The sequence below is a fragment of the Mesorhizobium onobrychidis genome (assembly GCF_024707545.1).
Lineage (GTDB): Bacteria > Pseudomonadota > Alphaproteobacteria > Rhizobiales > Rhizobiaceae > Mesorhizobium > Mesorhizobium onobrychidis.
In genome coordinates this window covers 4,918,309-4,944,865 of sequence record NZ_CP062229.1, presented here as the reverse complement: position 1 = coordinate 4,944,865, position 26,557 = coordinate 4,918,309, and the positions used below count along the sequence as shown (strand labels likewise).

General features: G+C 63.2%; 29 protein-coding genes and 1 pseudogene. 21 read left to right on the top strand and 9 right to left on the bottom strand.

Features of this window, described 5'->3' with window-relative positions:
• Positions 1 to 100: 100 nt before the first annotated feature.
• Positions 101 to 1,489, top strand: coding sequence for a Si-specific NAD(P)(+) transhydrogenase (sthA, locus tag IHQ72_RS24660; RefSeq protein ID WP_258117859.1), 1,389 nt, complete (start codon positions 101 to 103; stop codon positions 1,487 to 1,489).
• 12 nt (positions 1,490 to 1,501) lie between these two features.
• On the opposite strand, the gene IHQ72_RS24655 is transcribed toward sthA, so the two are convergent.
• Entirely contained in the window at positions 1,502 to 2,173 is a 672-nt protein-coding gene (locus IHQ72_RS24655) for an alpha/beta hydrolase (RefSeq protein WP_258117858.1), read from the bottom strand.
• A gap of 235 nt (positions 2,174 to 2,408) precedes the next feature.
• Here IHQ72_RS24655 and IHQ72_RS24650 point away from each other — a divergent pair, with 235 nt between their 5' ends.
• Positions 2,409 to 3,614 (top strand): OpgC family protein, encoded by a 1,206-nt coding sequence (locus tag IHQ72_RS24650; RefSeq protein WP_258117857.1) that lies wholly within the window; start codon positions 2,409 to 2,411, stop codon positions 3,612 to 3,614.
• Between the two features lie 10 nt (positions 3,615 to 3,624).
• On the opposite strand, the gene IHQ72_RS24645 is transcribed toward IHQ72_RS24650, so the two are convergent.
• Positions 3,625 to 4,707 (bottom strand): LacI family DNA-binding transcriptional regulator, encoded by a 1,083-nt coding sequence (locus IHQ72_RS24645; RefSeq protein ID WP_258117856.1) that lies wholly within the window; start codon positions 4,705 to 4,707, stop codon positions 3,625 to 3,627.
• A 140-nt stretch (positions 4,708 to 4,847) separates the two neighbouring features.
• Here IHQ72_RS24645 and IHQ72_RS24640 point away from each other — a divergent pair, with 140 nt between their 5' ends.
• Positions 4,848 to 4,991, top strand: a complete 144-nt coding sequence (locus tag IHQ72_RS24640; RefSeq protein WP_258117855.1) for a hypothetical protein — start codon at positions 4,848 to 4,850, stop codon at positions 4,989 to 4,991.
• A gap of 62 nt (positions 4,992 to 5,053) precedes the next feature.
• On the top strand, positions 5,054 to 5,218 hold the full coding sequence (locus IHQ72_RS24635) for a hypothetical protein (RefSeq protein WP_164783660.1): 165 nt from the start codon (positions 5,054 to 5,056) through the stop codon (positions 5,216 to 5,218).
• Between the two features lie 101 nt (positions 5,219 to 5,319).
• On the opposite strand, the gene IHQ72_RS24630 is transcribed toward IHQ72_RS24635, so the two are convergent.
• Both IHQ72_RS24630 and IHQ72_RS24625 read right to left on the bottom strand, forming a co-directional pair.
• Positions 5,320 to 5,694 (bottom strand): DUF423 domain-containing protein, encoded by a 375-nt coding sequence (locus tag IHQ72_RS24630; RefSeq protein ID WP_258117853.1) that lies wholly within the window; start codon positions 5,692 to 5,694, stop codon positions 5,320 to 5,322.
• Between the two features lie 39 nt (positions 5,695 to 5,733).
• A pseudogene (locus IHQ72_RS24625) lies at positions 5,734 to 6,970 on the bottom strand (multidrug efflux MFS transporter).
• Positions 6,971 to 7,173: 203 nt separating this feature from the next.
• Between IHQ72_RS24625 and IHQ72_RS24620 the strand changes: the two are divergent.
• Positions 7,174 to 7,839, top strand: coding sequence for a GntR family transcriptional regulator (locus IHQ72_RS24620; protein ID WP_258117851.1), 666 nt, complete (start codon positions 7,174 to 7,176; stop codon positions 7,837 to 7,839).
• Between the two features lie 58 nt (positions 7,840 to 7,897).
• Complete coding sequence (locus IHQ72_RS24615) at positions 7,898 to 8,158, top strand: DUF982 domain-containing protein (protein WP_258117849.1); 261 nt, start codon at positions 7,898 to 7,900, stop codon at positions 8,156 to 8,158.
• A 54-nt stretch (positions 8,159 to 8,212) separates the two neighbouring features.
• Here IHQ72_RS24615 and IHQ72_RS24610 read toward each other — a convergent pair whose 3' ends face one another.
• The gene (locus tag IHQ72_RS24610) at positions 8,213 to 8,371 is read right to left on the bottom strand and encodes a hypothetical protein (RefSeq protein ID WP_258117847.1); all 159 of its coding nucleotides are present in this window, start codon (positions 8,369 to 8,371) and stop codon (positions 8,213 to 8,215) included.
• A 203-nt stretch (positions 8,372 to 8,574) separates the two neighbouring features.
• Between IHQ72_RS24610 and IHQ72_RS24605 the strand changes: the two genes are divergently transcribed.
• Positions 8,575 to 9,546, top strand: a complete 972-nt coding sequence (locus IHQ72_RS24605; protein ID WP_258117845.1) for a glycosyl transferase family 90 — start codon at positions 8,575 to 8,577, stop codon at positions 9,544 to 9,546.
• A gap of 36 nt (positions 9,547 to 9,582) precedes the next feature.
• Here the strand turns inward: IHQ72_RS24605 and IHQ72_RS24600 are convergent, their stop codons facing one another.
• Positions 9,583 to 10,626, bottom strand: a complete 1,044-nt coding sequence (locus IHQ72_RS24600) for an aldo/keto reductase (protein ID WP_258117843.1) — start codon at positions 10,624 to 10,626, stop codon at positions 9,583 to 9,585.
• Between the two features lie 258 nt (positions 10,627 to 10,884).
• Between IHQ72_RS24600 and ppk2 the strand changes: the two genes are divergently transcribed.
• A complete protein-coding gene (gene ppk2, locus IHQ72_RS24595) occupies positions 10,885 to 11,805 on the top strand; it encodes a polyphosphate kinase 2 (RefSeq protein ID WP_192363494.1) in 921 nt (306 codons plus the stop codon).
• Between the two features lie 128 nt (positions 11,806 to 11,933).
• Here ppk2 and IHQ72_RS24590 read toward each other — a convergent pair whose 3' ends face one another.
• From IHQ72_RS24590 to IHQ72_RS24580, 3 genes are all read right to left on the bottom strand, one after another.
• On the bottom strand, positions 11,934 to 12,578 hold the full coding sequence (locus IHQ72_RS24590) for a dihydrofolate reductase family protein (RefSeq protein ID WP_258117837.1): 645 nt from the start codon (positions 12,576 to 12,578) through the stop codon (positions 11,934 to 11,936).
• A gap of 523 nt (positions 12,579 to 13,101) precedes the next feature.
• On the bottom strand, positions 13,102 to 14,133 hold the full coding sequence (hemB, locus tag IHQ72_RS24585; RefSeq protein ID WP_258117835.1) for a porphobilinogen synthase: 1,032 nt from the start codon (positions 14,131 to 14,133) through the stop codon (positions 13,102 to 13,104).
• Between the two features lie 253 nt (positions 14,134 to 14,386).
• On the bottom strand, positions 14,387 to 15,205 hold the full coding sequence (locus IHQ72_RS24580) for a DUF8605 domain-containing protein (RefSeq protein ID WP_258117833.1): 819 nt from the start codon (positions 15,203 to 15,205) through the stop codon (positions 14,387 to 14,389).
• A 159-nt stretch (positions 15,206 to 15,364) separates the two neighbouring features.
• On the opposite strand from IHQ72_RS24580, the gene IHQ72_RS24575 reads away from it, so the two are divergent.
• From IHQ72_RS24575 to IHQ72_RS37520, 13 genes are all read left to right on the top strand, one after another.
• Entirely contained in the window at positions 15,365 to 16,408 is a 1,044-nt protein-coding gene (locus IHQ72_RS24575) for an enoyl-CoA hydratase/isomerase family protein (RefSeq protein ID WP_258117831.1), read from the top strand.
• A complete protein-coding gene (locus IHQ72_RS24570) occupies positions 16,405 to 16,827 on the top strand; it encodes a DUF6163 family protein (RefSeq protein WP_258117829.1) in 423 nt (140 codons plus the stop codon). The genes IHQ72_RS24575 and IHQ72_RS24570 overlap by 4 nt, the downstream gene beginning before the upstream one ends.
• A 254-nt stretch (positions 16,828 to 17,081) precedes the next feature.
• Entirely contained in the window at positions 17,082 to 17,597 is a 516-nt protein-coding gene (ldtR, locus tag IHQ72_RS24565) for a transcriptional regulator LdtR (protein WP_027154640.1), read from the top strand.
• A 350-nt stretch (positions 17,598 to 17,947) separates the two neighbouring features.
• Positions 17,948 to 19,201 (top strand): L,D-transpeptidase family protein, encoded by a 1,254-nt coding sequence (locus IHQ72_RS24560; protein ID WP_258117823.1) that lies wholly within the window; start codon positions 17,948 to 17,950, stop codon positions 19,199 to 19,201.
• A 104-nt stretch (positions 19,202 to 19,305) separates the two neighbouring features.
• On the top strand, positions 19,306 to 20,952 hold the full coding sequence (locus IHQ72_RS24555) for a Na+/H+ antiporter (protein WP_258117822.1): 1,647 nt from the start codon (positions 19,306 to 19,308) through the stop codon (positions 20,950 to 20,952).
• Positions 20,953 to 21,071: 119 nt separating this feature from the next.
• The gene (gene glyA, locus IHQ72_RS24550; protein ID WP_258117820.1) at positions 21,072 to 22,385 is read left to right on the top strand and encodes a serine hydroxymethyltransferase; all 1,314 of its coding nucleotides are present in this window, start codon (positions 21,072 to 21,074) and stop codon (positions 22,383 to 22,385) included.
• An 82-nt stretch (positions 22,386 to 22,467) separates the two neighbouring features.
• Complete coding sequence (locus IHQ72_RS24545; protein ID WP_258117819.1) at positions 22,468 to 23,058, top strand: hypothetical protein; 591 nt, start codon at positions 22,468 to 22,470, stop codon at positions 23,056 to 23,058.
• 150 nt (positions 23,059 to 23,208) lie between these two features.
• Positions 23,209 to 23,685 (top strand): transcriptional regulator NrdR, encoded by a 477-nt coding sequence (nrdR, locus tag IHQ72_RS24540; RefSeq protein WP_023798407.1) that lies wholly within the window; start codon positions 23,209 to 23,211, stop codon positions 23,683 to 23,685.
• Positions 23,686 to 23,687: 2 nt separating this feature from the next.
• Complete coding sequence (gene ribD, locus IHQ72_RS24535; RefSeq protein WP_258117803.1) at positions 23,688 to 24,812, top strand: bifunctional diaminohydroxyphosphoribosylaminopyrimidine deaminase/5-amino-6-(5-phosphoribosylamino)uracil reductase RibD; 1,125 nt, start codon at positions 23,688 to 23,690, stop codon at positions 24,810 to 24,812.
• 68 nt (positions 24,813 to 24,880) lie between these two features.
• Positions 24,881 to 25,498 (top strand): riboflavin synthase, encoded by a 618-nt coding sequence (locus IHQ72_RS24530; protein WP_258117802.1) that lies wholly within the window; start codon positions 24,881 to 24,883, stop codon positions 25,496 to 25,498.
• 51 nt (positions 25,499 to 25,549) lie between these two features.
• On the top strand, positions 25,550 to 25,855 hold the full coding sequence (locus IHQ72_RS24525; RefSeq protein ID WP_374120279.1) for a type II toxin-antitoxin system TacA family antitoxin: 306 nt from the start codon (positions 25,550 to 25,552) through the stop codon (positions 25,853 to 25,855).
• Between the two features lie 3 nt (positions 25,856 to 25,858).
• Positions 25,859 to 26,371: a GNAT family N-acetyltransferase gene (locus IHQ72_RS24520; protein ID WP_123147543.1), complete on the top strand. Its 513-nt coding sequence runs from the start codon at positions 25,859 to 25,861 to the stop codon at positions 26,369 to 26,371.
• Positions 26,372 to 26,384: 13 nt separating this feature from the next.
• Positions 26,385 to 26,543 carry a hypothetical protein gene (locus IHQ72_RS37520; RefSeq protein ID WP_502572793.1) on the top strand — a complete coding sequence of 53 codons (159 nt, stop codon included), beginning with the start codon at positions 26,385 to 26,387 and terminating at the stop codon, positions 26,541 to 26,543.
• Positions 26,544 to 26,557: the final 14 nt, after the last annotated feature.

Genomic DNA, 26,557 nt, shown 5'->3' with positions numbered 1-26,557 from the left:
TGGAGGCAGGCGCCGAACTTGGCCGGATCGGTTGAATTTGCAGCACGGATGACGTTAGTTTGCTGCAACGCAACAAAGCGCAGGCGAGGGACGGGGCGACATGGACTACGACATGCTGGTCATCGGCAGCGGGCCTTCCGGGCGCCGCGCCGCGGTGCAGTCGGCCAAGCTTGGCAAATCCGTGCTGGTGGTCGACAGGGGCCGGCGCCTTGGCGGTGTTTCCGTGCACACCGGCACCATCCCGTCGAAGACGCTGCGGGAAACTGTGCTCAACCTCTCCGGCTGGCGCGAGCGCGGCTTCTACGGGCGCGGCTACCGGGTCAAGCAGGACATTTCGGTCGGCGATCTGATCGAGCGCCTGCACAAGACGCTCGATCACGAGGTCGAGGTGCTGCAGCACCAGTTCATGCGCAACACGGTCAAGAGCGCGCGCGCCGCGGTCAAGTTTCTCGGTCCCAACAGAGCCAGCCTGACGACGGACACAGGGGATTATAGCGAGGTCGGTTTCGCGCATGCGCTGATCGCGGTCGGCACCCGCCCGCACCGCCCCCGCGACGTGCCTTTCGACAAGGTCCGTGTCTTCGACAGCGACGAGATGCTGGAACTCGAGCGCCTGCCGCGGACATTGACGGTGATCGGCGCCGGCGTCATCGGCGTCGAGTACGCGACGATCTTTTCGGCGCTCGACGTGCCGGTGACGCTGGTCGAGCCGCGCAACACCATCCTCGATTTCGTCGACCGCGAGATCGTCGACGATTTCATCCATCAGATGCGCGATCGCGGCATGACGATCCGGCTCGGCAGTGCGATCAAGGAGATCGCCTCGAAACCCGACTACGCCGAGGTGACGCTTGCCGACGGCCGCACCATACGCTCGGAGATGGTGCTCTATGCCGCGGGGCGCACCGGCAATGTCGGCGCGCTCGGCCTGGACGCGGTCGGCATCGAGGCCGATTCCCGGGGCCGCATCAAGGTCGATCCGCAGACCTTCCGGACCAGCGCGCCGAACATCTATGCCGCCGGTGACGTCATCGGCTTTCCGAGCCTCGCCTCCACCTCGATGGAACAGGGCAGGGTGGCCGCCTGCCATGCCTTCGGCGTGCCCTTGCCGCCGCCGCCGGAAACCTTTCCCTACGGCATCTACGCAGTGCCGGAAATCTCGACCGTCGGCCAGTCCGAGGAGCAGGTGCGCGAGAGCGGCGGCGCGTATGAGGTCGGCGTGGCGCGCTTCCGCGAAACCTCGCGCGGCCATATCATGGGCGTCAACACCGGCTTCCTGAAGCTTCTGTTTTCGATCGAAACGCGCCGGCTGCTCGGCGCGCATATCGTCGGCGAGGGTGCGACCGAACTGATCCATATCGGCCAGGCGGTGATCAATCTCGGTGGCACCGTCGATTTCTTCGTCAACAACACCTTCAACTATCCGACGCTGGCCGAAGCCTACAAAATCGCCGGGCTGGATGCCTGGAACCGGATGGGGCGGGCATAGGCGACGGGCTCATCAATTTGCCTGCGCGATGGCGGTTGCCGGGCCGGCCAGCCATTGCCTGATGATTTCAGCATCCCGATCGCCGATTTCATGGCCGGAGACTATCGTGTGGGCCTCGACCTCGGCACCATGCCGGCTGAGCAGTCCGACCAGCGCGAGTGCGAAGGGCCCGTAGGTCAGGTCGGCGGCGCCGGATATGATTGCCACCCGTGCCTTGCGGAGATCCGCCGGCGGCACCTCGTCCAGCACGGGCATCGGCCGCAGCAACGCTGCTCGGGCGATGAGCCGCGGATGCAGCAGCATCACGCTTGAAACCACGTTGGCGCCGTTCGAATAGCCGAGAAAAATTGCCCGGGAGAGGTCGAGGACGTGGCATTTCGCAACTTCCGTGATGAAGTCAGCGAAAGCGTCCGCCTCTTTGCGGATGCTACCCTGTTCGAAGCGTATCGGCGAGATCCGTCTGAACCAGCGGAAACCGCCCTCCTGGGCGATACGGCCACGCACCGCCACCAGCACCGCGTGCGGTGCGATTTGCTGCCCGAGCGCCACCAGAGTCGTCTCGTCGACACCGGATCCATGCAGCAGAAAAAGGCATTCGCCGGTTGGTTCTGCTGGTCTGTAGAGGCGGTAGAAAAACGGCAGGTCGCGCCGCAAAAAGCCGTCTTCCGGAGGTTTTTCGGCCATAGTTGCATCCTTTTGATTTCGCGTCGCTTTTGTTCATTTGCCGGCTTCAAAACGGAATATTTTCGGGCTCCTTCAAAGTTGATTGAACCGGGCGCATTTCAGTCCGTTTCCTCGCCGATATGCTCCTGCGGGAGGAATCGATGCGGTGCGCCGGGCGGTCGTATCGATCGCCGGCATGAACAACCAGCTTTGAGGCCTTTTATCGATGACCACGCCAATTTCACCGGATCGGGGCATGCGTATCCCGGATCGCGCAACGCGTATCCCGGATACGCGTATCCCGGAACGCGATACGCGCATCGATGTGTTCCGCGCTCTCGCTCTGCTGATCATATTTGTCGACCATGTCCCGGGCACGGTTTTCGAAACCCTGACCTACAAGAATTTCGGCTTTTCGGATGCTGCCGAGGCCTTCGTGCTGATCTCCGGCATGTCCGTCGCGCTCGCCTACGGCCCAAAATTCCAGTCAGGAGACCGGCTCATGGCGACACTGAAATTGTGGCGCCGCGCCGGTGTGCTCTATGTCGCCCACATTGTCACGACGATGGTGGTGCTGGCCATCTTCTGCGCGGCGGCGGTGTTCGCGAAGCGGCCGGACATGCTGACGCTGATCAACATCGAGCCATTGATCAGGAACCCGCAGCAAGCGCTGATCGGCATCGTCACGCTTGGCCATCAGCTCGGCTACAACAACATCCTGCCGGTCTATGCGGTGCTGCTGCTGATGGCGCCAACCTTCCTGCTGTTCATCAGCCACAGGCCTTTGGCGGCGCTCGCCCTATCCGGAGCTCTGTGGCTGGTTGCCGGAATCTACCAGATCGCCCCGCCGAATTATCCTGAGCCCGGCTTCTGGTTCCTCAATCCGCTGTCGTGGCAGTTCCTCTTCAACATCGGGCTGGCAAGTATGCTGCATATCAGGCGCGGCGGCACCATTCCGGTCAATCGCTGGCTGGTCGGCGCGGCGGCGGTCTATGTCGCGGCGGCATTGGTCTGGGTGCACAGCCCGCTATGGGGGCACGTGTCGTGGCTGAACCTGCCCGTGGTGCTGACCGGCTTCGACAAGACGTTTCTGTCGTTGCCGAGGCTGCTGCACATCCTGGCGGTGAGCTACCTGATTGTGGCGTTTCCTTCTGTCTCGAACCTGTTCCGCACCAGCCGCGACCATCCGCTCGCCATATTGGGCAAACGATCGCTGCCGGTTTTCATCGCCGGCACGGTGATCGCCATGGCGGCGCAGGTGATGAAGCTGATCAACCCGGGCGGGCTTGCCTACGACAGCTTGCTGATCGCCGCCGGCATCGCCATGCAGTTCGCGCTCGCCTATTATCTCGAATGGCTGTCGGGTATTGGGCGGTCCGGCATGAGCAGGCCGGTCCGCAGCGAGGCGTCGCCTGTCCATACGTCCTTCGGCGTGGGCGGCATGGCGGCTACCAACCTGTAGACGACCGGGCTTAAGCTGTTTTGGGCGGCGGTCCGGAAGAGGCCCTGACGACAAGCTCGACGCCGAGCGTCTCGCGCCGCACCGTGCCGTCGAAATCGAGGATCGTTCGCGCCGCCCGGCGGCCGATCTCGGCGATCGGCTGGGCGATCGTGGTGAGCGGAGGATTGCAAAGTGCGGCGTCAGGCACGCCGTCGAAGCCGATGACGGAGACGTCGCCGGGAACCGCGATGCCACGCGCGGCCAACCATTCGATCGCGACCATGGCGATCCGGTCCGACATCGCCAGGATGGCGGTCGGCGGCTCTGCTGAGGCGAAGATCGTTTCGAGGCCGGCTCTGGTGCTGGCTTCGTCGTTTTCGGTCTCGTATACCGGAATCCCTGCGGTATCGACGCCGAACCGGGAAAGCGCCTCGAAATAGCCGACGAGGCGATCGCGCGTGCCGGGGTAGACGGCCGTCCGGACCTGCTCCGGCGAGACAGGACCGGTCCTGTCGTCGGCGAAAGGCAGCGACAGAACGGCGAAGCGCCGATGGCCAAGCTCGGCAAGATGGTGCGCCGCCAGGCGGGCGCCGGCGACATTGTCGACGCCGATTGCCGAAACAGTGTCGTCGTCGAAACCGAGCTCAAGCGCGACGAAGGGGAGTTTGCGTTCGCGCGTCAGTTCGACGAGGCGTGAGCCGCCCTCGATGCAGAACAGGATGAAGCCGTCGACCAGCGCACTCTGGATGTTCCAGGCAAGCTTCTCCTGATTGCCGGCCGATACCAGCGCGATGCCGGCGCCGGTGGCATCGCATGCCTCGGAAATCCCGGCCATCATCGCGCGGGCGAAGGGGTCTTCGAAGAAATAGGACAGTGGCTCAGTCGTGGCGACGCCGATCGCGTTGACCTTGCCGGCACGCAGCAGCCGACCCTTGGGATCCGGCCCCGCATAGCCCATCGCCTCGGCCGCTGCCTTGACCCGTTCGCGGACTTCCTCGCGTACGATCTCGGGACGGCTGAACACGTTGGAGGCAGTGCCGTGCGAAACTCCGGCGGCCTTGGCGATGTCTGCCAGCCGGATGGGTTTCGTGCTGCCTTCGGTGGATGACGCCATTTTTCTGCCTCCGGATTCCTATCTAGCACCTTTGTTGGATCGATTCAAATTTTGCTTGACTACTGTGCGGTCGAGTGTATTTTTGAATCGATCCAAGTTAAACGCCCTGTCGATTGGATCGATTCAGGAAGGAGAGAGCCATGCACCCCGTCAATTATCTGTTCGAAGACATCTATCGCAACGACTGGAGCATAACCTCGAACGCGGTGACCCGGACACGTCGCGGCGGCGCCGGTCCGTGGATCCGCGATCTGCGTTTTCTCGTGGAGCGCAAGCGGAGCTGATCGGCACGGCATTTTCTGGCCTGTCGATTGGATCGATTCAAGTTTAAAAAAGGAGCCAAGCCATGCATCCGATCAATCATCTATTCGAAGACATCTATCGCAACTATTGGGGCATCTCGCCGGCCATCGATAGGCCGGAGCGGCGCCGGCTGACCAAGCCGGCGGCACGCAATCGCGACCTGCCGGTCCGGCCCGAACGCCGGCAAGACTGGCCATCGTCTGACTGATCGTCGTTTGGCGGGATCCGGCCGTCTGCCCGCAAGCGCCGTACTTGAGCTGGGGCGGGCTACCCAACCGAGCTCTCCCGCTGAGCTGCGGGAATGCCGTTTCAGAAGCGTGGGCGCACCAGTGCCGAGGCTGCAACCGCCAGCCAGCCGGCGATGAGCAAGGTGCCGCCGATCGGCGCCGACATCGGGAAAAGCCGCGAGCCGAGGAAGTCCCGGGCGAGGAGATCGCCGCAGAACAATACAAGCCCGACGAGAAGAATAAGGCTTGCGGTTTTCAGGATCCGGCTTGCGCCGACGAGGCCGACGGCAAGAAAGACCGGCGCATGCATGAGCAGGAACGACGCGACCGTACCGACGAAAGCGCCGCCCAGATGTGCCGCCGCGGCAGAGAGCGCCACGCCGGCCGCGCCGCACAGGCCGCCGACGAGAACGAGGATGCGGCCGCTGCCGCTTGCTGGTTGCTCGGCCGTGCTCATGTCTGGTCTCCGTGAAGCAGTGATAGCCCGCAAACCGTGTCAGGATTTGCCCGCCTGCACCAGCATGTCGCGCGCGCGACGCGACTGGACCAGCCAGTTATACGCCGCACCGCCCGCCATCAGCACGGATGTGCCGAGAAACACCGCGCGCATGCCGAAATGACCGCCGACGAAGCCGCCGAGCAACGGCCCGGCGACCTGTCCGACATATTGCGCCGAGATCGACAAGCCCAGCACATTGCCGCCGACGCCGTCCGGAACATTGTGACGGATGACGCTGGTGATGCAGGGCAAGAGACCGCCAAGCGCCAGCCCCATCAGGAAACGCAGGCCGACAAGCTGCCAGCCCTGTGTCACGAAGGCCTGCGGGATCAACAGCAGCGCCGAGACGGCAAGCGCCCCAATGATGACGTTCCAGTGCCCGACGTGGTCGGCAAGCTTGCCGAGGCGCGACGCCGACAGGATGGCGCCAAGTGCTGCCGCCGACATGACGACGCCGGAGGTCAGTGTTAGCAGGCTTTGGTCCTCGATGAGCTGCTGGACGTAGACCGTGATGATCGGCTCGATCGACATGGTGGCGAAGCTCAACAGCATGCCGGTCGCCAGCATGGCGACGACCGGGCGTTTGTCCGAGATTTGCGACCAGCCGCCTTTCGGCTTCTCAGTCGGTGCTGATTTGTCGGCTGCCGGGCGAGGGTTCTCCTTGATGAGAAAAGTCGTTGCCAGGAACGCCAGGAAAATGACGCCGCCGGCGAGCAGGAAGGTGGCGCGGATGCCGATCAAGGGCGGCAGCGCGCCGCCGAGCAGGGGACCGACGAGGGCGCCTGCGGTGATCCCGGCCGACAGCACGCCCAGCGCCCAGCCCGACCGGTCCTTCGGCGTCTGCATGGCGACGAGAATGGTCGAACCCGAGGAATAGCCGCCGGCGAAACCGATCAGCAGGCGCAGCAGCACCAATTGCCAGACAGTCTCCACCATGCCGGTCAGCGACATGCAGACGGCCATGCCGAAACTAGCGCGCACCAGCATCAGCTTGCGGCCGTAGCGGTCGCCCAGCCATCCCCACAGCGGCGCCACCAGCGCGGCGGCGAAGAACGTCGCGCCATAGGCGATGCCGGACCATTGCACGATCGCCCGCGTGCCCCTCGGCACCCAGCTGCTCGACGTAAAGCGGCAGGAAGGGTAACAGCAGCGTCATGGCGACAAGTGTGCTGAACGAGCCGGCAAAGCACACGGCGAGATTGCGGCGCCAGTGGATGTTGTGGGCGCCTTGCATGGCAGGGGGGCTTCTTGCGGCATGTCCTGTCCTGTCCGGCAAGTCTCTCGACGACTTGTTCCGGATACCATTTTGGGATACCAAGCTGGTATCCGTCATGGACGCAAGCTCGACGGCTGTCAATGCGGCGCTCTCAAACGTGATCGGCAAACGATGGTAGTCGAGCCGATCGCCAGCAAAACGGCCAGAAATCGGAAACCACAATGTCGCAGATGCAGAATGTCGAAAAGCAGCTTCGGGAGATGATCCTCGGCCTCGAGATCGGTCCCGGCGAGCGGCTGACGGAACGCTGGATCGAAAGCCGCTTCGGGGCGTCGCGCACGCCGGTCAGGGCAGCATTGCTGCGGCTCGAGACGGAAGGTCTGGTCTGCCGCGACGGGCGCGGCTGGACGGTATCGCCGATCAACCTCGCCGAGCTCGAGCAGATCGCCGTCTACCGCGAGGCGGTCGAGGTGGCGGCGGTCAAGCTGACTTGTGCCTTGGAGGACAGGAGCGCCGTCGACGTCGTCGAGGCGATGCTGGACTCCTGCGACGCCGGCACCCCGCGCGAGGAATGGCACCGCGTCGGCATGGATTTTCACATCGAGCTGGCACGCCTGTCCGGCAACGAGTTCCTGTTCAGGGCGGTTCGCGATGCCCTGACGCGCCTGTCGCGGGCGCGTTGGCTGGAGGTGCGCGACGAGGCGGCACTGGGGCGTGCCTGGGCCGAACACCGTGCCATTCTGGCGGCGGTGCGGCCCGGCGATGCCGATGAGGCGGCACACCGGCTTTCGGCTCATATCGTCGGCAGCCGCGACCGGCTGGTGACATCATTGCGCAATGACCGGCGCGGCCTGCGTGCCAGGGGATTTGCCGTCGTCGCGGCGTGATTGCGGAGGCAACCACTTTCGCCCTCGCTTCGCGAGCGCCGATGGCGTAAGAGCGGCGATGGAAAACAACCGCTTTGAAACACCCGTGACCGTCAAGTCGGGCGCGGAGGGAACCACTCAGATCTTGCGTACGGCCCGCGAGGCTTCCGACTACCTCCTCAACAACTGGCCCGGCAAGCGCAGTCCAAAGCATCGCGAAGCGCTGCAGGCCTGCCATGATGCGCTGGCCGGCGACAAACCGGCGATGACGGCAAGGCGCGCCTTCATCGCCGCCGCGCGTGAAGTGAACGTGTTCGTCAGCGACAAGGCGCCGGCCTGAAAACGCAGCGGGATTCCTCGGCTAATCCGATCAGTCTCGCGGGCCGGATGCGTTTTACTCTGCCGTTTCCGTTTCGGTCTCGGACGTGGTCTCGTCTTCGGACTTCGAACGTTCCTTGGCTGCGACCTTGGCCGCTTGCTTTTCCGCCTTCTTGGCGGCCTTCTGCCGGTCGCGTTCCTTGCGTTCCTGGCCGTAATTCGGTGCTCGCGCCATATCTCTTCCTTTCACAATCCCACAGGTTTGTTAGCCCTGCCTAGGAGCATTGGGCTCCAAACACAACACCGCAAAGGGCGATCGGCTCCATACACAGCCGGCAAGCCGGCTGAACACGGTTCCGTGGCTTGCAAGACAGCCGGCACAATGGTGTAGGAGGGACCGGGGGGCAATTCACAAGCCGACTTTTCATCAAGTGACCGATGGCCACCCTTCAAAGAAACGCACAGAAGCTATTCTACTATGCGCGCAATGCCGTGCGCGATATCGCACCGCAGGCGCTGTTCCGCCGCAGGCTCGCCGGGCTGCTCGATCAGGCCAGGCTTTCGGACGGATCGGTCCGCGCGCGTCTCAACTACTACAACAGATTGCAGGACGCTTTCGCGCCGAGCGCCGGGGCCGTGCCGGTCAGCCGGCTACCGAGAGGCCGGAGCATGTATTACTACGATCTGAAGGAATTTACCCGCTACTTCGATCCCGATTTGCGCATCGACCTCGAATTCGGCGACGTCGTCGAAGTGCCTGCGATGCCGTCGATCGTCAAGGATCGGCCGATCGCCGGCGATAACAGGAACGGGGTCCTGTTCAAGCTCAACAAGTTCCGCCACTTCCACATGCCCGCCGACGATGTAGCCTTCGCGGACAAGCTTCCGGTTGCGGTGTGGCGCGGCGAGCTCAACAACCCAATAAGGACCTTGCTTCTGGAGGCCGCGCGCGATCTGCCCTTTTGCGATGTCGGCACGCCCAAACCGACGGCAGCGCCGGCATATCGCAAGCCTTATCTGAGCATCGACCAGCAGCGGCGCTGTCGCTACATCATTTCGCTCGAAGGCAACGATGTGGCGACCAACCTCAAATGGATCATGAGTTCGAATTCGTTGTGCCTGATGCCGCCGCCGACATACGAGACATGGTTCGCCGAAAGCGATCTCGTGGCCAACGTCCACTATGTGCCGCTCGAACCTGATTTCACGGATCTTGCCGAGCGGGTGCAATATCTCGAACGGCATCCGACTGAGGCCGAACGCATCATTGCCGCCGCCAACGCCTATTGCCGCAAATTCGCCGACGAACGGGCCGAGCAGGCGATCTGCTTGCTCGTGCTCTACAAGTATTTCGTGCTCAGCGGCCAGATCGAGCCTGATCCCGAGGTCTGGCGTTTTATCTCCGGCTAAGCCCGCAGCGACCTTCGACCTGATCCGGATCCGTTGTCAGACACCTTCACGGTCAAGAACCAGATCGGCCGGACCAAACCGCTCTTTTGCCGTGAACTGCTGGTGCCAATAGGGGTAGAGAACGGGCGGGCGGCTGACTGCGTCGAGGCGTGCCCGCTCATCGCTGGTCAGCACCAGGCTTGCAGCGGCGATATTGTCCTTGAACTGTGCTTCGGTCCGGCCGCCGATGACCAGCGAGCTGATGGCCGGCCGGCCGAGCAGCCAGGCAAGCGCCACCTGCGCCGCCGACACGCCATGGTTGTTGCCGATATAGGCAAGCACGTCGACGATCCGCCATAGTCGGTCCTCATCACGGATCGGCGGTTCAGACCAGCCGCTGAGCTGGCGGGCGGTGGCCTGGTCGCGGTTGTATTTGCCGGACAGCAGTCCACCGGCGAGCGGGCTCCACACCAGCACGCCAAGCCCCTGGTCGACCGAGATCGGCAGCAGTTCATATTCGGCTTCGCGTGCTTCCAGCGTGTAGTGGATCTGCTGTGTGACGAAGCGCGGCTGGTGCTGGCGGTCGCTGATCCCCAGCGCCTTCATCACTTGCCAGCCGGAATAGTTGGAACAGCCGACATAGCGGACCTTGCCCTGGCTGACGAGCGTGTCGAGCGCGGCGATGGTCTCCTCGAGCGGCGTCGTGCCGTCCCATTCGTGCAGGAAATAGATGTCGATGACGTCGGTCCTGAGGCGCTTCAGGCTCTTCTCGCACTCGCGGATCAGATGATAGCGCGACAGGCCCTCATCGTTGGGACCGTCGCCGATCCGCATGCGCGCCTTGGAGGCGATCAGCACGTCGCCCTTGCGCTTGCCGCCGAGCGCGTCGCCGATGATCTCTTCCGAAAGCCCATTCGAATAGACATTGGCGGTGTCGATGAGATTGATGCCGGCGTCGATGCAGAGGTCGATCATCCGGCGCGCCTCGTCGAGATCGGTCTTGCCGACCGCCGAAAATGCGCCGGCGCCACCGAAGGTCATGGTACCCATGGTCAGCGTCGAAACCTTCAGGCCGGAACGGCCGAGTGTGCGGTATTCCATGTCAGATCCTCGCAATTGCGTTGAGAAGGGCTGCTTCGAAGGCAGCCCGAGGGAGCCTGGCATTTGTAGGACAATTCGCATCGCTTGTCGTGCATGCCATGGAGGTTGATCGATCACATCTCACGGATTTGCGCGGCCGGCGCACAGGCCGGCTGCAATAAAACCGTCATTGCCGGCCTGTATGCAAGTCGGCTCAAGGTGTTCGATCTTGGCCGGCAGGCCGGACGCCGACACGGGCGTGCACGCGGAGCAGCATAAATGACCGAAGCAAAACAGAATTCTCCCGCCAAGGACTGGCTGGAGGCGGAGCTCGCCGACACGCTCGACGAAGACTACGAGCTGGAAATGTCGGAACCGGCGCTGTCGCTGGAAATCGCCAAGATCTACAAGAACGCGCATCCGCCCTCGATGGATCGCCAGCAATATTTTCGCGACCTGATCACGCTGCAATCCGAATTGATCAAGCTGCAGTCCTGGGTGGCTTACACCAAGAAGAAACTGGTTGTGGTTTTCGAGGGCCGCGACTCGGCCGGCAAGGGCGGCGTCATCAAGCGCATCACCCAGCGGCTCAATCCGCGCATCTGCCGCGTCGTTGCTTTGCCGGCGCCGACCGAGCGCGAGAAGTCGCAGTGGTATTTCCAGCGCTACGTGCCGCATCTGCCGGCAGGCGGCGAGATCGTCCTGTTCGACCGCTCCTGGTACAACCGCTCCGGCGTCGAAAGGGTGATGGGATTTGCCGAACCGGATCAGGTCGAGGAGTTTTTTCGCGACGTGCCGGAGTTCGAGCGCATGCTGGTCCGCTCCGGCATCACGCTGGTCAAATACTGGTTCTCCATTACCGACGAGGAGCAGCAGATGCGTTTCCAGATGCGCATCCATGATCCGATGAAGCAGTGGAAGCTGTCGCCGATGGACCTGCAGTCGCGCGTGCGCTGGGAGCAGTACACCAAGGCCAAGGAAGAGACCTTCGCCCGCACCAACATTCCCGAAGCGCCCTGGTTCATCGTCGAGGGCAACGACAAGAAGCGGGCGCGGCTGAACTGCATCGACCATCTCCTCAAGCAGATGCCTTATCAGGAGGTGCCACACGAGGAGATCACGCTGCCCGACCGCGTCTTCAATCCCGAATACGAGCGCCAGGTGCTGCCGCGCGAGCTCTATGTGCCGGAGAAGTATTAATCATCTGGGACTGCTAAAGGCCCGGACGGGCGGCATTCCTTCGCGCCCCCCTCTGTCCTGCCGGACTGTCCGGCAGGACAGAGGGGCGCGAAGGATCGCGGCGCAGAGGGCTGCGCCCGCAGTGAGAACTACGCGCGCTTGATGATGACATGCATAGCATTCGGCGTCGCGATCTGCTCGCTGCACCGGTAGCCGAGCTTTAGCATGTCGATACCGGCAAAAAGGTTCTCGCCTGAGCCGAGCAGCATCGGCGATATCGCCAGATGCATGTCGTCGATGAGCTTTTCCTGGAGATATTGCCGGATCGTGGCGACCCCGCCGCCGAGCCGCACATCCTTGCCGTCAGCCGCTGCTTTCGCCTTTTCCAGCGCTGAGTGGATGCCGTCGGTCACGAAATAGAAGGTCGTGCCGCCCTCCATGACGATAGGATCCCGCCGATGGTGGGTGAGCACGAAGACCGGTACATGGTAGGGCGGATTGTCTCCCCACCAGCCTTTCCAGCTCTCGTCCTTCCAGGGTCCGCGGATCGGTCCGAACATATTGCGACCCATTATCCACGCCCCGATATTTTCGAAGCTGCGCGCCACGAACGCGTCGTCCGTATCCGTGGTCCCGTCATCTTCGTCGGACATTTTGCGGAAGGTTCGGGTGCCCAACATCCATTTGTGCAGGGCTTCCCCGCCGACGCCCAGCGGCTCTTTCAGGTCCTGGTCGGGACCGGCGCCGAAGCCGTCGATAGACAGGGTGAATGCGTTGACACGAAGCTTGGACATGAGTACCTCGCTCTGAACCAGTTGCGAAATGCAAGCAGTTGATTTAGCCCAGACTGATTGCATTTTGCAAGCGGTATTTTAGGAGCGAAGGTGGCCGGCGGCCGCTAATGCATGTCGCGCAAAAGTGTGCAGCGGTTTTGCGATGACGACATGCATAAAACAACAACCTAAAGCGCGTCGCATGAGGCCGGTCAAACGCGACGCGCTTTAGGAATTCAGTAAAAGAAGCTTCGACTCGTGTTGGAATGAGCAATTGTCGATGTCGGCGCCGCCCCTCATCCGCCTGCCGGCACCTTCTCCCCGTATAGTGACGGGGCGAGGGGGGCTGGTCGCAACTTCGGCTCGCTTTCTGCAACGTTGGAGATTGGCAAAATCCTTTGCGAAGGCGTCTTTCTCCCCGTCACTATACCGGGGCCCGGCAGGGCAATGAGGGGCAGCGCAAACCTGAAGCAATTGCCCTGCGGCGGCCATGTCGCGCTTTGGACGAAGGAATGTTACCCGATCTAGGCGCTACAGATGCGCATCATCCCTTCAGCATCGCCGCCACTTCGGGCGCGAAATAGGTGAGGATGCCGTCGCAGCCGGCGCGCTTGAAGGCGAGCAGCGATTCCAGCATCGCCTTGTCGCCGTCGATCCAGCCATTGGCGGCAGCCGCCTTGATCATCGAATATTCGCCCGACACCTGATAGGCGAAGGTCGGCATCCGGAATTCGTCCTTCAGCCTGCGGATGATGTCGAGATAGGGCAGGCCGGGCTTGACCATCAGCATGTCGGCGCCCTCGGCGAGGTCCTGCTCGGCCTCGCGCACGGCCTCATCGGAATTGGCGTGGTCGAGATAATAGGTCTTCTTGTCGCCCTTGAGCAGCCCGGCGGTGCCGACCGCCTCGCGATAAGGTCCATAGAAGGCGGAAGCGAATTTCGTAGCGTAGGACATGATCGCCACATCCTGAAAACCATTGGCGTCGAGCGCATCGCGGATGGCGCCGATGCGGCCATCCATCATGTCGGACGGGGCAATGATATCGGCGCCGGCCGCGGCCTGGATGACGGCAGCCGCCGTGACCTGCTCCACGGTCTGGTCGTTGACGATGATGCCGTCACGCAAGATGCCGTCGTGGCCGTGCGAGGTGAAGGGATCGAGCGCCGCGTCGGTGATGATGCCGATCTCGGGCACCGCGTGCTTGATGGCGCGCGTGGCGCGGTTGATGACGTTTTCCGGATCGAGGATGTGCGAACCGGTCTGGTCGCGCAGGCCGAGCTCGACATTGGGGAAGGTGGCGATCGCCGGAATGCCGAGCTTTGCCGCGCGCTCGGCCTCCTTGACGGCAAGGTCGAGCGACAGGCGGAAGACGCCGGGCATGGCGGCGATCGGCTCGCGGATGTTTTTCCCGTCGACGACGAAGATAGGCCAGATCAGGTCGTCGACGGAGAGCCGGTTCTCCTGGACGAGGCGGCGCGACCAATCGGCCTTGCGCATGCGGCGCAAACGGCGGCTGCCGGTGATCTCGTCGACGCTGCGCGCGCCGGCAGGCTTTGCTGGGGTGAATTTGTTCATCGCCAAAACTCCGGATCGGGTGGCTTTTACCACGAGCCCCCGCCGCTGACCAATGCGGCACGATTGTGCCAGCGTCGTAAGGGAGGGGGTATGCCGAGTTTCAGGTCAAGCCGAGCCGGAGTCGAAGACGGGCGCGAAGCGACCAAACAGGTGGGTTCCGAGAACCGGAACGGAGCGTACGTTTAGGTACGCGAGTACTGGAAGCGCAGGAAACCGCCGTTTGCAGGCCGGCATCACCTGAAACTCGGCATACCTATGGCTGACCGTTGCCGGACAGGACCTGCGCCGCTCCCCGCATGGCGACGCGGAACGCCTCGTCGAAGCTGACGCCGCGCACCTGCCAGCTGTAGGTCCTGCCGCCCGTGGCCAGCCGCCAGTCGGCGATCCAGCCCAATTCCTTGTCGCTCCAGACGATGCTGCCGGCAAGCGCCTGGTCGGCGCCGGCCTGTTTGGCGGCCTTGTCCAGAGCCGCCATATCCGTCTCGTGCAGCGCCTTGTCGTCCAGCCCGGATTCTGAGAGCAGCGACGCCTTGGGAAATGCGATCCGCATCGCCAGCGGGTCGGCAGCATTCACGAACGATTCGCGCATCGGTGCGCCGCGCTCATCGTCGGCGGCCAGCGCGAAATGCCTGGTACCTCGCTCCGTTGCGAGAAAGATCGCCAGCCGCGGCCGCTCGGCAAGCCACGGCTTGCTGCCGAGCGAGGCCAGTACCGGGTCGATCACACCAGGCCTGTAGAGGCAGGTAAGATCGTGCGGCCGGTCATGCGTGCCTTGCTCGTCGTGAATCGGAATGCCTTCCATCCGGTCGCGGTAGCGGAACTCGGCAACGAAGCTGCCGGCCTTGTCGCGCAGCGCCGCCATTTCAGGCTTTTTCGGCAGCCGCTGATCGCCGGAGACCCTGACCAGAACCGCATCCAGGCAGGCCTTGAAGCCGATCCGGCGGTTTTCTTCTCCCTCGCCGGTGACGATGGTCTTCGCGCGATAGAGGTCGTCCGCGGCCAATGCGGGACGAGCGGTCGCGCATACCATCAGGCCGATCGCCAATAGGGCAAGACGCGAAAATCCAAGCATGGCTCAACGTCCGGTTTGAAAGCCCGTCATCAAGATGGTCCGTTCTAGCATCGGCCGCCGGCGGTGGCCAAGGCGGCAGGATTGCCCTTGGCATTGACGCAGCCATGCGCCACGCTTTAGCACTTCAGTCCCGGCGGCGCGGGGAGGGATTCTTAGGCGATGGATTTTGGCGGCGGCAACGAGATCCGCTTCGAACGATCGGGCAGGGCCGGCATCGTCACGCTGACGCGGCCGCAGGCGCTCAATGCCGTCAACCATCGCATGGTCAACGCGCTCGACAAGGCGCTGCGCGCCTGGGAGCGCGACGACGGCGTCGATGTTGTCGTCGTCAAGGCCGAGGGCAGGGCGTTTTCGGCCGGCGGCGATATCCTCCACATTTATGAGGCCGGCCGGGCCGGAAAGCCGCCGGTCGATTTCTTCGCCGACGAATACCGGCTGAACGCCCGCATCGCGCCGTTCGAAAAACCCTATGTCGCGCTGATCGACGGCATCGTCATGGGCGGCGGCGTCGGCATCTCGTTCCACGGCTCGCATCGGGTGCTGACCGAGAACGCCCAGTTCGCCATGCCGGAAGTCGGCATCGGCTTTTTCCCGGATGTCGGCGCCAGTCATCTCCTGCCGAACCTTGGCGGCAGCTTCGGCATGTATCTGGCCCTGACCGGCAACCGCATCCGTTATGGCGACGCCTTGTGGTCGGGCCTGGCGACGCACACGATCAAGGCGCAGGACCAGGCCGGTTTTCTCGACCGGCTGGTGGCGAGCGGCGACCCGGAATCGGCGCTGCGCGGCTTTTCCATCCCGGCCCGGCGCGAGACGGACAGTCCGACGCTGGAAGCGATCGCCCGCCATTTCGCACAACCGTCGCTGGGTGACGTCATCGGCAGCCTGGAGCGCGCCGCACCAACCGACGCCTTCGCGGCAAAGACGCTGGCGACGATCCGCACCCGCTCGCCGACCAGCCTGCATGTCGCCTGGCGCGAGATCAGCGCCGGGCTGACGCTGTCGATGGACGAGTGCATGCGGATGGAATTCCGTATCCTCAACCGCATGCTTGCCGGCCACGATTTCTACGAAGGCATCCGCGCCGCCATCATCGACAAGGGCTCAACGCCGCAATGGCGGCCGGCAGGCATCGACGACGTAGGCGCTGCCGACGTCGATGCCTATTTCGCTCCGCTCGGCGAACGGGAACTCGAACTGTGAGCGAAGTCACGTCGAGACGCGTCGTGCTCCAGCCCTCGACGGTCGAGGTCATCTTCGCCTGGTTCCAGCGCGTCGTATCAGCCTACTGCCTGTTGTTCGGGATTTTGTACTGGATCCGGCTGATCGGCTTCTACCCCGGTCCTTTGTGGCGCTTCGACCTGATGCCGGTGCATTGGCAGGTGGCGGCGGTGACGCTCGCCGTCTTCTTCCCCTTCGCCGCCGCCGGTCTGTGGATGCTGGCCTCCTGGGGGCCGGTGATCTGGTTCATCTGCGCTGCGACCGAGACCATCATGTATGCCGGCTTTCCCGAGCTCTTCGGTCACCGGCCGCTGATCGTCGCCTCGCATGCGGCGGTGGCGCTGCTCTATATCGTCTTTCGCGTGGCGATCTGGATGCAGAAGCGTCAGGCCCGGCAATAGAGCATCGGACCGATGCTCGACAAGAATAGCCGCGCGCCCGGTTGGACGGGCAAATTTCCGCCCGGAATCATTGGCTAAATCTTTAGGTTAATCATCCTTGTTCGGGTGACCCTTCGTTAAGCCTCTTTCGAAACCTATTACAGGTAAGCTCTTGTTAGCCCTAGCGTTTAAGTCGAATTTTATGAGTATTCGATAGTGTCGCGATCAAGGTGAAAAACAAAAAATCACCAGGCGACAAACGAGAGGCAAAGACAATGATCAATTCCCGTCCGGCGGCGAAGACCGCCAATGTATCCGATGACCGTCGCGAGGCGATCCGTTCGCTGTACATGGAGTCGCTGCAACTGGTGGAGCGCCTGCACCGCCGTCTGCTTGACGTGATCAAGGACGAATTCGACCGCAACGGCCGTTCCGACATCAACGCCATCCAGGCGCTGCTGCTCTTCAACATCGGCAATTCGGAGCTGACGGCCGGCGAACTGCGCTCGCGCGGCTACTATCTCGGCTCGAACGTCTCCTACAATCTGAAGAAGCTGGTCGATCTCGGCTTCATCAACCACCAGCGCTCGCGCATCGACCGCCGTTCGGTGCGGGTCTCGCTGACGCCGAAGGGCAGTGAGGTGGCGGAAGTCGTCGCCGGCCTCTATGAGCGCCATGTCGGCTCGATCGAGCAGGTCGGCGGCATCAACACGGAAGAATTCAAGCAGATGAACCGCGCCCTGCAGCGCCTCGACCGCTTCTGGAACGACACCATCGCTTATCGGATGTAAGCAAATCCCCGACATGAAGGGGAACCGCGCCACAGAAGCGCGGCCGGGGAGCGACCTAAAGACCGGTGCCGAAAAGCACCGGTCTTTCCGTTTCGTCACGCCAGCCGATCCAAATCGCGGTCAGGGTCACGTTGCCGCCATATTCCCGGTGAAAGCGAGAATGCGGGTGATGTTGCGGCGAGAGCCAACCGTCTCCCTGCCAACCGTCTCTCTGAACGCGCGTCGCGCCCGGCGCGTTCTCGCACAGAAGCAATGGGGGCCATGGTTGGCTAATTGTTAAGGATGCCAACCCTAGAGTGCGGGCGCGATCGCCCGGTGAAAAAATTGTTACAGGAATATCTGGAGCGTACATGAGAACCAGTCGCCGTTTCTTCCTTTCCGGAGCCTCCGCGTTGGCCGCGACGATGATTGCCGGTGGCGCCAGCGCGCAGGACGTGATCGCGGATATCCTGAAATCCTCGGGCCGCGGCAACTGGGACGACCAGTTCGACGCCCGCGCCAGCCAGGGCGGCAAGGTGGCCTCGACGCTGCCGATCGTCAGCCTGCAGACCGTTGCGTACACCGAGCAGGCGATCGCGCAGTATCAGAATATTGTCGCGCAGGGCGGCTGGGAGCCGGTCCCGGACACCAAGAAATTGCAGCTCGGCGTCATCGATCCCGACGTGGTGCCATTGCGCAGGCGCTTGATGATTTCGGGCGACCTGGCGCAGAGCGCCGGCCTTTCAGAGGCCTTCGATTCCTATGTCGATGCGGCGGTCAAGCGCTTCCAGGCGCGCCATGGCCTGCCTTCCGACGGGACACTGGGCCAATATTCGTATGCGGCGATGAATGTTTCGGCGCAGGTCCGGCTTGGCCAGCTACAGACCAATCTGCAGCGGCTGCACGAGCGCGCCGGCACGCTGGGCAACCGTTATGTATTGGTCGACATCCCGGGCGCCCAGATTGAGGCGGTCGAGAACGACCGCGTCGTGCTGCGCCACACCGCCGTTGTCGGCAAGATCGACCGCCAGACTCCGATCGTCGATTCCAAGATCAACGAGATCATCGTCAATCCCTATTGGAACGCGCCAGTCTCGATCGTGCGCAAGGACATCATTCCGCTGATGCGGAAGGACCCCAACTATCTCAAGGACAGCAACATCCGTCTGTTCGCACCGGACGGCAGCGAGGTCGATCCGCTGACCGTCGACTGGTCGACCGACGACGCGGAGAAATACCGCTTCCGCCAGGATCCGGGCGCCGGCAATGCGATGGCTTCGGTCAAGATCAATTTCCCGAGCCCGGACGGCGTCTACATGCACGACACGCCGCAACAAAGCCTGTTCGGCAAGATGATGCGCTTCGATTCCTCGGGCTGCGTGCGCGTCCAGAACGTACGCGACCTCGTCACCTGGATCCTGCGCGACACGCCGGGCTGGAGCCGCCAGCATTTCGAGGCGGCGATCAAGAGCGGCGAGAACATCCCGGTGCAGGTCACCAATCCGGTGCCGGTCTTTTTCCTCTACATCTCGGCCTGGTCGACGGGGCCTGGCGTCGTGCAGTTCCGCGACGACATCTACGGGCTCGACGGAGCCAACGAGCTGCAGATCACCTCCGCGCTCTAAGCGACTGATCTTTTTACTGAAAGGGCCGCCGGTGAGGGCGGCCTTTTTGCATCCGGCTGGAGGTCACGCTTTGCGCCGGGTCCGGAAAGCGCCGTTGCAGGGCCATGCAAGTCGCCATCTTCATCCTGATCGTGCTCGTCTTCGTCGCCGTTTCCGGCGCGCTGGTCCGGCTGGTGCGGGTGCCTTTGCCGGTGCTGCAGATTGCCATAGGTGCCGTACTCGCCTGGCCGATGCGCGGCATCCATGTCGAGATCGATCCCGAGCTTTTCCTGCTGGTGTTCATTCCGCCGCTGCTGTTCAGCGATGCCTATGGCGCGCCGAAGCGCGAACTGGTGGCGCTGCGCGGGCCGATACTGGACCTTGCCATTGGGCTGGTCTTCTTCACCATCGTCGGCTTCGGCTACGCCTTGCACTGGCTGGTGCCGAGCGTTCCGCTCGTTGTCGCTTTCGCGCTTGCCGCGGTGCTGTCGCCGACCGACGCAGTGGCCGTGTCCTCGATCGTCGACAAGAATGTGGTTCCGGCGCGGCTGATGCACATTCTGGAAGGCGAGTCGCTGCTCAACGATGCGTCGGGGCTGGTCATGTTCCGTTTCGCGGTGGCGGCAGTGTTGACCGGCAGCTTTTCCTTCGCCGCGGCATCTCTGACTTTCCTCTACGCCGTGGCAGTCGGCATCCTGGCCGGCGTGGTGGCATTGTTCGTTGCCGCCAAGGCGCTGCAATTGCTGAATCGCATCGGCGGCGTGCCGGCCGAGGCGCAGGTGCTGGTCATGATTCTGCTGCCCTTCGTCGCCCATCTCGGCGCGGAGCATGTCGGGGCTTCGGGTATCCTGGCTGCGGTCACCGCCGGCGTGCTGACCGGCGGCTCCGGAATTTTCCGCTTCCTCGGCGTTTCGGCGCGTATCCAGACGATGTCGCTGTGGACGACGCTGTCCTTCGTTTTCAACGGTGCTCTCTTCATCCTGCTCGGCCTGCAGTTCCCCGACATCATCGGCAACGTGCCGCCCGAACTCAGCGGCCGCTATCCGGTCATCCAGCCGATCCTGACGGTGTTGGCGCTGACGCTGTGCCTGATTGCGCTGCGCTTTGTCTGGATCTGGATTGGCGACACTACGGCCCGTGTCGTAGCGCGAATGCGCAAGCGCAAGGCCGAGCCGTTCGGACTGCGTATTCTCCTCGCCGGCTCGGTGGCCGGCGTGCGCGGCGCCATAACGCTGGCCGGCATCCTGTCGCTGCCGCTCGCCATGCCGGACGGTTCGCCCTTTCCGGCGCGCGACGAGGTGATCTTCCTGGCGGCCGGCGTCATCATCTGTTCGCTCGCCATCGCCAGCCTCGCGCTGCCCCGGATAGCGCGCGGGCTGGTCGAGCCGGGCGAGGATGCCGGCGCTGCCGAGGAGCGCCTGGCTCGTGTCGGCGCGGCCAAGGCGGCCATCGCCCGCATCGAGAGCATCGCCGAAGCCGAAGACGGGGACGAAGGCGAGGTGCCCGGCACCCGGCTCGCCGCGGCCGACAGCATTGTCGCCGGTTACCGCCGCCGCATCGCCGCCTCCGACGAGGCTGACGAAGCGCGCACTGAAGCCCGCGAAGCCGGACGGCTGGAGCTCGAAATGAGGCTCGCCGGCGTCGAGGCCGAGCGCGCGGCCGTGCGCGCCATGTTTCGCAGCCGTGAGATCAACGATCACACCATGCAGGCGCTGCTTACTGAAATTACGCTTGCGGAGGCCTTGCTGAAGCGTCGACAGGCAAGGAAATAGGTGGGCTCTTCGCCTCGCTGCCGCAATCCGACCAGCAAATTTCGCGCTGCAAACGTGGCGGGGCGAAAGCAACTGTGTTAATGGCGCGGCAGACCCCCCGGACGACAAGGATCTCAAGCATGGCAACAGCAGCGGCAGTGTCGAACAAATTCGAATCCTTCTTCGAAACCACGCTTGCCGATGCGGATCCGGAGATTTTCGGCGCGATCCGCAACGAACTCGGCCGCCAGCGCCACGAGATCGAGCTTATCGCATCGGAAAACATCGTCTCCCGCGCCGTGCTGGAAGCGCAGGGCTCGATCATGACCAACAAATACGCCGAGGGCTATCCGGGCAAGCGCTACTATGGCGGCTGCCAGTTCGTCGACGTGGCCGAGGACCTGGCCATCGAGCGTGCGAAAAAGCTGTTCGGCTGTAACTTCGCCAACGTTCAGCCGAATTCCGGCAGCCAGATGAACCAGGCGGTGTTCCTGGCGCTGCTGCAGCCCGGCGACACCTTCATGGGGCTCGACCTCAATTCCGGTGGCCACCTGACGCACGGTTCGCCGGTCAACATGAGCGGCAAATGGTTCAAGGTCGTTTCCTACGGCGTGCGCAGGGACGATCATCTGCTCGACATGGATGCGATCGAGAAGACCGCCCACGAGACCAAGCCGAAGCTGATCCTGGCCGGCGGCACCGCCTATTCGCGGGTCTGGGACTGGAAGCGTTTTCGCGAAATCGCCGACTCGATCGGCGCCTATCTGATGGTCGACATGGCCCATATCGCCGGCCTGGTCGCCGGTGGCGTGCATCCGTCGCCGCTGCCATATGCCCATGTGGTTACCACCACCACGCACAAGTCGCTGCGTGGCCCGCGTGGCGGCATGATCCTGTGCAACGACGAGGACATCGCCAAGAAGATGAACTCGGCGGTGTTTCCGGGCCTGCAGGGTGGCCCGCTGATGCATGTCATCGCCGCAAAGGCTGTGGCCCTGGGCGAAGCGCTGAAGCCAAGCTTCAAGACATATGCAGAGAGCGTTGTTGCCAATGCCAGGGTGCTGGCCTCCAGCCTGCAGGAAACCGGTCTCGACATCGTCTCCGGCGGCACCGACAACCATCTGATGCTGGTCGACCTGCGCCCGAAGAACGCCACCGGCAAGCGCGCCGAGGCAGCGCTTGGCCGCGCCAACATCACCTGCAACAAGAACGGCATCCCGTTCGATCCCGAAAAGCCGTTCGTCACCTCGGGCGTGCGCCTCGGCACGCCGGCCGGCACCACGCGCGGCTTCGGCCAGGCCGAGTTCCGCGAGATCGGCAAGCTGATCGCCGAGGTGCTGGACGGGCTCAAGGCCGCGAATTCGGACGAGGGCAATGCAGCCGTCGAGGCCGCGGTGAAGGCGAAGGTGGCCGCGCTGACGGATCGTTTTCCGCTCTATCCCTATCTCGGTTGAGCTTACGCAAAGTGTCATCCGTTATCGGCCGCACGAGAAGCACTGTTGCAGTGGGGACCGAGTCCGGACAGGAGGCTTGACGATGATGCAGATTTTCCGTGTCGCTGGGTTTTGCGCGCTTGGCGTAGTGGCGACATTGACCGCCTTGCCGCTGTCCGCCGCCTTGGCACAGTCTGCGCCCATCCCAGCCGCACCGAAGACGGAAACCTTCGGCATGTGGTCCACCACTGTGGACGAGATCGATACCGGCGAGGATCTGCGCAAGACCTGCGTCGCCTCGACCGCCTTTCTCGACGCGAGCGGTACTAGCGGCACCCTCACCCTCGCCATCTCGAACGGTGATGCACTGCCGCCTAATGGCTATCCGACCCTCGTCATCGCCATGAAAAACAAGGACTTGCCGACTGGCGAGAACATTCCGGCGGTGTTCGGCGACAGCAACAGCAAGGTCAAGGCGACCGTCAATGCCATGGCGGGTGCCGGCGGAAAATGGATGTTGAACAACAAGCCCGAGATCAGCCTGGCGCTGCTGCGTGCCATGCGCCGCGCCAGCGTACTCGATGTGATCTTCGCCGACATTCCGGTCGCGACCGTATCGATGGACGGCTTCACCAAGGCCTATCGCAGCCTCGGCGTGTCATGTGGGTTCCCGACCGGTGACGTCGCTCCGTAATCGGCCGGTGTTGCCGTCTGGTATGATGCTGGCAATTTTTCTCGCGCCTCGCTATCTCTGAGGCGCGAGAGACCACCCCCGGTGCTTTGCCATCCCGGCAAAAACCTCTAAGCCTTTCGCTCCACGAGAATCGCGAACACAAGGCTGTCCATGCGCTGTCCCTACTGCCAGTCCGAAGATACGCAGGTGAAGGATTCGCGCCCCGCCGAAGATGGCGCGGCGATCCGCAGGCGGCGCGTCTGCCCCGATTGCGGCGGCCGCTTCACCACCTTCGAACGCGTGCAGTTGCGCGACCTCGTCGTAGTGAAGAAATCCGGACGCAAGGTGCCGTTCGACCGCGACAAGCTGCTGCGCTCGGTCGAGATCGCCGTGCGCAAGCGCAATGTCGATCCCGAGCGTATCGACCGGGCGGTGACCGGCATCGTGCGCCAGCTCGAAAGCTCGGGCGAGACCGAAGTCGCCTCGGGCGAGGTCGGCCGCCTGGTGATGGAGGCGCTGAAATCGCTCGACGACGTCGCTTATGTCCGCTTCGCTTCGGTCTACCGCAATTTCCGCGAGGCCAAGGATTTCCACGACGTGCTGGGCGAACTGAAGGGTGACGAGCTCAAGGAAGAGGACGCCGGCTGAGCATGGCAAGGCGCAGCCAAGCCGAACAAGAAGTTCTTGATCGCCGCTTCATGGCGGCAGCACTCAGGCTGTCGCGGAAAAATGCCGGGCGAACCTCGACCAACCCTTCCGTCGGCACGCTGATCGTGCGTGACGACGGCACCGGACCGATGATTGTCGGCACTGGTGTCACCGCTGTCGGCGGCCGACCGCATGCCGAGACCGAGGCGCTGGCCGAGGCCGGCGAGCTCGCACGCGGCGCCACCGCCTATGTCACACTGGAGCCCTGCGCCCACCATGGCCGCACGCCGCCTTGCGCCAATGCACTGCTCAATGCCGGCGTCGCGCGGGTGGTTGGGGCTGCGAGCGACCCCGATCCACGCGTGTCCGGCAACGGCTATGCGATCCTGCGTGCCGCCGGTGTCGAAGTGGTCGAAAAGGTGCTGCTGGCAGAAGCCGCCGAGCAGATGGCCGGCTATCTCATTCGATCTCTGAAAAAGCGTCCGGAAGTGATCCTGAAACTTGCACTTTCCAGCGATGGCAAGATCGGCATGGAAGGCGAGGGGCAGGTCTCGATCACCGGCGACGTCGCCCGGCGCGAAGTCTATATGATGCGGGCCGAAGCCGACGGCATATTGATCGGCATCGGCACGGCGCTGGAGGACGATCCGGCGCTGACGGTGCGGTTGCCGGGGCTGGAAAACCGTTCGCCGGCGCGCATCGTGCTCGACCGCCAGATCAGGCTGCCGGAAACGTCGAAACTGGTCGCCGGCGTCGAGCGGGTTCCGCTCTATGTCGCCGCCTGCGCCGAAGCCGACCCGTACCGGCGGGCCGCGCTCGAACATGCCGGCGTGCGCTTCATCGGCACCGAGACGTATGAGGGCGATATTGCGCTGCCGGAACTGCTCGAGGACCTGGCCGCGCTCGGTATGGCCAGCGTGCTGGTCGAGGGCGGCGCCAAGGTGGCCAAAGCCTTCCTCGCCGAAGGGCTGGTCGACCGCATCGTGCTGTTCCAGGGGCAGAAGCCGATCGGCAAGAGCGGCATTGCATCGCCCATCGACGCCGACCATATCCCGGCAGGATTTCGCAAATTGCGCGACATGCGTTTCGGCGAAGACAGCTACGCCGAGTGGATAAGGGATTTCTAGGCCATGATCCCGAAAAGTGGGAACCGGTTTTCGGAAAAGATCATGGCCAAACAAGAAGACAGGATCTGATGTTTACCGGGATTGTCACCGATGTCGGCACCGTCGCTGCCGTGAAGCCGCTGAGAGAGGGCGTCGGCCTGCGCATCGACACCGCCTATGACCCGCAGACCATCGCCATCGGTGCTTCGATTTCTTGTGGCGGCGTCTGCCTGACGGTCACGGCGCTGCCGGAAAGCGGCGCCAATGCGCGCTGGTTCGAAGTCGAGGCCTGGGAAGAAGCGCTCAGGCTGACCACAGCGATGGGCTGGAAATCCGGCACGAGGATCAATCTGGAGCGGGCGCTGAAGATCGGCGACGAACTCGGTGGGCACATCGTTTCAGGCCATGTCGACGGCACGGCCGAGATCGTGGCGCGCAAGGAGGAAGGTGACGCCGTGCGCTTCACGCTGGAAGCGCCGCGCGACCTGGCCAAATTCATCGCACCCAAGGGCTCCGTCGCACTCGACGGCACCTCCCTCACCGTCAACAAGGTCGAAGGCTCGCGCTTCGACGTGCTGCTGATCCATCACTCGCTGACGGTGACCACCTGGGGCGAACGCCAGGTCGGCGACCGGGTCAACCTTGAGATCGACACCATGGCCCGCTACGCGGCGCGCCTGGTTGAGGCGGCGAAAGAGGGGCTTTGAGGCAACAGCCTTGAAGTTTCCGGCCATTGGCCGTACATTGTCGGCTGGAGAATGACGATGACAGCACATGCACACCCACCTCGCGGCCGTGTCCGTGGCGAGCGTTTGGAGACGCGCGTTACGGCCGACCAGAAAAGCCTAATTGAACATGCTGCGGCCCTGCAGGGCCGGACGGTGACGGATTTCGTGCTGACCAGTGTGCAAGAAGCCGCCCGCAGGACCATCGAGGAGCATCAGCGTCTCGATTTGTCTGTCCGCGACAGCCGGGCCTTCGTCGATGCCCTAATCAATCCGCAGCCGGTAAACGATCGTTTGCGCGATACCGTGCGTCGGTATCGTCAGGCCACCGGCACCTGACGAGTGAGCGCCTCCAACGAGGATTCTCTTCGGGTTGAGGTGCTTGGCCCACATCACGAAAGGACTTCGTTCGAGAGCGACGTAGAGCCGCTCGATCGATATTTCCGAATGCAGGCTGGACAGGACGCGCGCAAGAACATCGCGGCACCGTTTGTTCTTGTCCTGCCGGACGGAGCCATCGCCGGCTACTACACGTTGTCGGCGACTGCCGTGGATATTGGCGAGTGGCCCGCCCAGACCATCCGCAAGCTTCCTCGCTACCCCCTCATTCCAGCGACGCTGCTTGGTCGTCTCGCCGTTGATCGGCGATATCGGGGACAAGGCCATGGTCGCTATCTCTTGGCCGATGCACTGTCCCGGTGCGTCAGAAGCGAGATTGCCTCGTTCGCTGTTATAGTCGATGCCAAAGGCGAAGACGCACGCCGCTTCTATCAACGCGAGAGCTTTCTGCCGTTCCCAGATCAGCCAATGAAGCTGTTCCGGCCGATGGCTGATATCGCTGAGCTGTTCAAATGAGGAAGGGACTTTGATGGAAAGCAGGGATTCCAAACAGGAAGAGCGGCTGACGCGCGAAGCCTTGGCCGACGTGGATGACGGCCGTGTGGTGGATCACGAGGCCGTTCTTGTGTGGACTGAAAGCATCGGTGCTGACTGCCCCCACTCCGCACCTCGCCCAAAGATGCGATAAGCCTGGCTCGTCTC